Origin of the sequence: Maribrevibacterium harenarium, from assembly GCF_006385675.1 — a bacterium.
Taxonomy (GTDB): Bacteria; Pseudomonadota; Gammaproteobacteria; order Pseudomonadales; family Marinomonadaceae; genus Marinomonas; species Marinomonas harenarium.
In genome coordinates this window covers 1-5,725 of the sequence record NZ_VFRR01000076.1, presented here as the reverse complement: position 1 = coordinate 5,725, position 5,725 = coordinate 1, and the positions used below count along the sequence as shown (strand labels likewise).

Here is a 5,725-nt window from a genome sequence, read left to right as displayed (position 1 = left end):
CTCCAAGCTGAAAGTAAACCACCTCCGCAGCCATTTATTGGTGTGGTCTACAGAGGATTATGTCTTTTTAGAGGGGAAAATCCCTAGAACCCCTTCTTGTTTGAGAAGTAAAGAATAGCGACCTATTGATTTAAAAGAGAAAAAGGAAGGGTTTCGGGCATTCCGATCACGTTTTTCGCTATTCCGATCGCCGATTCCGGGGTGGGGCTAAAAGTGATCGTATAATCGCGGAACCGGTGATCGGATTAAACCGAAATGGGCGATCGGATAATCCCGAAATGGCTGGTCGGAATGCTCCGAAATATGCAGCTAATGATCATGATCTAAACCAACTGCCAGAGCTCCTTCATGGTAATGAATCCTTTGTATCGGCGGACTCCGGCTACCGTGGCGTAGAAAAGCGCTCTGAAAATAAGGATCGGAAAGTCGATTGGTTAGTGGCTGAGATGCCTAGCAAGATACGCGCTTGGAAAAAGCACCCTCGTAAAAATAAGCAGCAGATCAGAAGAGAATACTTAAAGGCGAGCATCAGGGCGAAAGTCGAACACCCGTTTAGGATTTTGAAATGTCAGTTTGGTTTTCGCAAGGCCGTCTATAAGGGCCTGACTAAAAATGACAACAAGCTTGCCGTTATGTTTGCACTTGGAAATATGCTACGAGTAGACCAAATGATACGGTCTGCACAGGGTTAGTCCGTCCAAATGACGGGTTTAAGGTGCTTGAAGCACCATAGAAGGGAGAAACTGTGGCTCATTAACTCTTTTGAAGCGTTACAAGCGTGTGAATCAAGTCAGACCAAAATTCTCTGACTTGTTCGCATGTTCCCTAACCACGCAAAAAACTCTTTGAGGTCAACTGCGTGACTCTTAATTGTTAGAGGAGCATAACCACGATGATCACGATTCCTAAGAAAGCCGTTGATTACATCATGAGGTAATCCATCTGATTGATAGACTCGATATGAAACTGATTGATCAGCTTTAGAGATTTTTTAACTTTCACAAATAGGTCTAACGTCATACAAACGCGGCGCATCATAGTGTATTAGGTATTAATAAGCTAACGTGATACACATAAAACACTACTTTTTATTATTTCCGATAATAAATTTTACCGGAAATAATAAATGCCCAACTAGCTGCTAGTGCCGATAAATACTTTTATAAAAATTGCGTTAGGTCAAAGACAACTCTTTATCCTTAAATAACAAGTTTAAAAAGAATAATTATACCACCCCCGCACCATATATATTGAAATTCTCAAAAACTCCCTCTTCCCTATTCCTCCCTATGTCAGCCAAAAATTCACTATTAACATCACTTAGGCCGCGAAGCGGTCCTTTCTGAAGGGTAAATCAGGTAGGCGAAGGAGTGATAAGGAAGAAAATCCTTGAAATTAGTAAGGTAAATATAATTTGAATAGAAGAGTGAGTTAAGTAAATAGGTTGGTTATCGATGCGGGGGTGGTATAATTTCATATCGAATATTTATCCTATATCATTTATAATATTCATTAGATATGATTTAATTTTTATCAATCAGAAAATACTGAGTAGCCTATGTACTTTATGGAAGCTTTATTGCATCTCAAAGACGCCACAAAAAAACTTCATCAACATGCTGGGAAAGTACACCAGGCAATATTAGAAGACTCATTATTTAGTGTCATACTTCCTATTGAAAAGGATGATTCTCCTATTGATCTTGAGGAATATCGATCTGATCATCATAGAAAAGCTGTAGCTGATTCAATTACACTACTCGTTTATCAAAGTGATAATGATTTATTGGATACTGATATTAATATAAAATGCGGTGTAGTCACGTTGACAGATCAAAGTATTGCACTCATTAACCAGTTCAATGCTGTCAAGAATGACTTCAAAAATGCCACTGTTCAGTTACGTAGACTAATCAAGGCGAACAATGCGAGAAAACTTTCAGATGCGCTGGAATTTTTCCAAGAAAATCAGTTACGATCCCTGCGAAAGGATATCGAGGCTGAAAAAATAGTCCCAGTCATAGAATCTGAATGGCGACTAATAAATCGTTTGTTTAAGTCTATGAACTTTGAGGCTATAGACCTGAATCGAGCCTACACGAATATTCACACCTTTAGTCAACAAATTGGGGCAGTTTCATTGTCATGGGCTCGAAACCATAACTCATTTAAGAGATTGAAAGATGTAGAAGCCCAACGTGAGTTCGCTGAGCAACACCTTCAGAGTAAGGCTTTAAATGTTGCTCTAGATCTAATCGAGAAAAATGATGGCGCACCTCTGGCCATCGTTCAAACTAAACCGCCTAAAATGATTGCTAATTTGACCTTTTTCCAACCTACTTCAGAGGGAAAAGTGCGTCAAGTAATAAAAGTATCAGGAATTATCGCTGTCGTGCCCCCCATGCCAAAGGTTATTTATCGTCGCATAGATGAAATGAGAACAAGTAGCAAACCGAGATGTGATAGCAAACTCGAATCATCACCGTATATCGTGTCCTTGTCGGCTTACCGCTACAAAGCCAAAGTCGATCACAAAGAGTAGAGGTGTTATATCTATTAAGAAGAGAGCATATTAATAAATAAAGGAAACAAAATGTCTGATTTTCACAACAAAATTCGGTGCTTTGGCTCGAAGGGCGTCTTTCAAATTGAACATATTTTTGACTTTGAGGCTATCAATCATTCGCAGCCTGACAATACCTCTGCTTACAATGGTAGCGCCACGAAACTCACAGGTGATAAGGTAAAACGGCCAACCCTTGGCATCGAGGTATCTCCCGTTTCGAATCAGACTGCTTTATACGAACGGAAGACATCACTGGAATTATCGATGTACGAAATTATGCGAATGGCGAGTGTGCTGTTAGGGTATGCCCCAGGAGCCGAATTCCGGCGACCAGGCAAAACGATAGCATTTCAACGACAGCACCAACGCATATACATATCGGCGAGCGGAACAAAGGGACACGCAGCACTACCGATGGATATGGAACACACAGCGCTAGTCAGCATATTTGTGTTAAGGCACCTATCTACTACATTACAAGCTGACACAGATGCGATTATTTCAGCAATTCGTGGTGCTTACGCACTAATACAAACCTCAAACACGGCCTAAAAGCGTTAGCGCCGGTATTAGCAATCGCACAAGCGGCATTGATCTGGGAAGCTGGATGCAAGTGCGTCAAGTTAAACAGTCCCAACGAGCCACTTTGTTACCACTACCAATCGCGTGAATGTCACTAACTACCGCTCTAGGTAAGCTAACAGGTTTTGCTGCGAGTTTCGTTGGTATATCAACCCATTCTCAGTAAGCGTCATTAAATCAGCCTCTAGTTTTCGCACCTAACCCCGACCACACTGTGCTTCGTCCCAATCACCCACGGAGCACACAATATGAATGAAAACATAGCATTAAACCAAACTTGGGCTGATCATATCGAAAAGTGGCGAGCCTCTGGCGTGTCCATCAAAGCCTTCTGTGAACAAGAGGGTTTGGTGTACCATCAGTTTAGCTATTGGCGGCAGAAGTTTTCGCCTGCCGCTGACTCGACAACTGCATCGAAATTAGTACCGGTAGCACTGGCAACGTCTTCTCCGCATACGAGCGATCTAGAAATCCTGCTTCCCAATGGGGTGATCATTCGTGGTATTGATGTGACTAATGTCTCGTTGGTGCCCCTTCTGGTAGCGACTTTATGAAACTTCGTTATCTGCGCCCCTCGCTAAATTTACCCCAGATCTTTTTGTATCGAGACTCGGTGGATTTTAGAAAGCAGGCCCATGGACTGGCAGTGCTGATTGTGCCCTAGCTCTTGCTCAATCCTTTTTCCGGAGCCTTATACGCGTTCACTAATCGGCATCGCAATAAGATCAAGTGCGTGATCTGGGAAGACAATGGCTTCGTGCTCCATTACAAAGGTTTAGCAGAAGAAAAGTTTAAGTGGCCCAAAGCCTCGGATGAGTTGGTATCCCTCACCGGTGAACAGATTAATTGGCTGCTGGATGGCTACGATCTCAGCTTAATGAAAGGCCATAAAACCTTGTATTATGAGGCACTTTGCTGAGGATTTTGGCAGTGATTTTTGCTAACATATTGCCATGAAAATCGCTCCCAAATCTCACTCCAAAAAGCCGGATTACAGTCAGCTATCACAAGCTGAACTAGTGTCTTTGCTGTTGCAAAAAGACTCGGTCTTAGCTCAGCGTGATACTGAAATCAAACAGCGTGATGCCTATATCGAGCGTCTTGAAGAAATCATCCGTCTGCAAAAAGTACAACGCTTCGCCGCCAAGAGTGAGAAACAGCCGTTTCAGATCAACCTGTTTGATGAGGTAGAACTGGAAAACGCGATTGATGATCTGATTGATGAGATTCCAGAAGACTCATTGAGCCCAGAGCTAGCACAAACCAAGCAGAGTCGTCAGCGTCAACGTGGCTTCTCGGCCTCATTGAACCGAATCCGTCGTGAGATCTGCCTAAGCGATGACGAAAAAGCCGGTGCAACCAAAACCTTCTTCACTAAAGTGAAAGAGGAACTGGAGTTTATCCCCGCTCAGCTTAACGTGATCGAGATCTGGCAAGAAAAAGCGGTGTTCGAATCCTTTACTGGCGAGCAAATCATCCGCTGGGTAAATGCGTTGCCACCACCTCCTTGTTGGCATACATCATCACATCAAAATATACCGATGGGTTACCTCTGTATCGCTTAGATGGCATGTTAGCGCGTCTTGGTCACGAAATCGGTCGCAATAATATGGCGAATTGGATCATCCGATTGGATGATGTCTTTAAGCCTCTGATTAACTTAATGCGGGAACAACAAAACCTCGGTCGTTATATCCAGAGCTCTACCATCATGGATCTCCGATAAAAACAGTGGCTATCCGTCAAATTCAGCGACAATAAAGTTTGATATTTTTTTCCAACGAACTCCCCCGATCTATGGAGTTTTATTGTCAAAGAGTCACGCGGAATAACTGTAAATTATCAAACTTTAATGTGAAATATCAGGCTTCTTTAATATAAATGATATACATTAATGTCGGTGTATAACAGGGATGTTTTATATTTTATTTATTTTGTTCTTGTTTATTACATGTTTTAGGTGGCGACAAGCTTTTGATAAATAACGCTATTTTCTTACGCTTTACCAGCAAAGCGGAAAGCATTACCAGTAAAGTGGAAAGCATTACCAGTAAAGTGGAAAACCGGTGTGGAATCATCCTAAATTCGCCTCTTTTACCAGTTAACCGGAAAATTTCACCAGTAATACGGAACCAAATCCCCCTCACCCGAGCACATCTTTACCAGTAATGCGGAATGAAATCCCAAAATATTGACGTTTTTACCAGTTAACCGGAAAATTTCACCGGCAATACGGAACCAAATCCCCCTCACCCGAGCACATCTTTACCAGTAATGCGGAATGAAATCCCAAAATATTGACGTTTTTACAAATTAACCGGACAATTTCACCGGCAATACGGAACCAAATCCCCTCACCCGAGCACATCTTTACCAGTAATGCGGAACCAAATCCCCTCACCCGAGCACATCTTTACCAGTAATGCGGAATGAAATCCCCAAAAATTGGCGTCCTTTACCAGTTGACCGGAAAACAATTACTAGGGAACATGCGATTAAGTCGGCAACATGAGACAATCTTGCCGACTTAAATTAACTGTGACTCCTACCCGCAATGAACCAGCTTTCCTTCGCCGA

The 5,725-nt window shown here is 42.3% G+C and carries 6 protein-coding genes and 1 pseudogene; all 7 read left to right on the top strand.

Going from position 1 to position 5,725, the window contains the following annotated elements; translation table 11 throughout:
- Positions 1 to 305: 305 nt before the first annotated feature.
- A pseudogene (locus tag FJM67_RS16805) lies at positions 306 to 692 on the top strand (transposase); the annotation flags it as partial.
- An 866-nt stretch (positions 693 to 1,558) separates the two neighbouring features.
- A complete protein-coding gene (locus tag FJM67_RS16800; RefSeq protein ID WP_140591803.1) occupies positions 1,559 to 2,542 on the top strand; it encodes a hypothetical protein in 984 nt (327 codons plus the stop codon).
- 51 nt (positions 2,543 to 2,593) lie between these two features.
- Complete coding sequence (locus FJM67_RS16795; protein WP_140591800.1) at positions 2,594 to 3,118, top strand: hypothetical protein; 525 nt, start codon at positions 2,594 to 2,596, stop codon at positions 3,116 to 3,118.
- Positions 3,119 to 3,396: 278 nt separating this feature from the next.
- Entirely contained in the window at positions 3,397 to 3,702 is a 306-nt protein-coding gene (gene tnpA, locus FJM67_RS16790; RefSeq protein ID WP_140591797.1) for an IS66 family insertion sequence element accessory protein TnpA, read from the top strand.
- A 113-nt stretch (positions 3,703 to 3,815) separates the two neighbouring features.
- Positions 3,816 to 4,067 (top strand): IS66 family insertion sequence element accessory protein TnpB, encoded by a 252-nt coding sequence (gene tnpB, locus FJM67_RS16785; protein WP_140591795.1) that lies wholly within the window; start codon positions 3,816 to 3,818, stop codon positions 4,065 to 4,067.
- A 34-nt stretch (positions 4,068 to 4,101) separates the two neighbouring features.
- Positions 4,102 to 4,713: an IS66 family transposase gene (locus tag FJM67_RS16780; RefSeq protein WP_140591792.1), complete on the top strand. Its 612-nt coding sequence runs from the start codon at positions 4,102 to 4,104 to the stop codon at positions 4,711 to 4,713.
- On the top strand, positions 4,656 to 4,874 hold the full coding sequence (locus FJM67_RS16775; protein WP_328591935.1) for an IS66 family transposase: 219 nt from the start codon (positions 4,656 to 4,658) through the stop codon (positions 4,872 to 4,874). Before FJM67_RS16780 ends, FJM67_RS16775 begins: the two co-directional genes overlap by 58 nt.
- Positions 4,875 to 5,725: the final 851 nt, after the last annotated feature.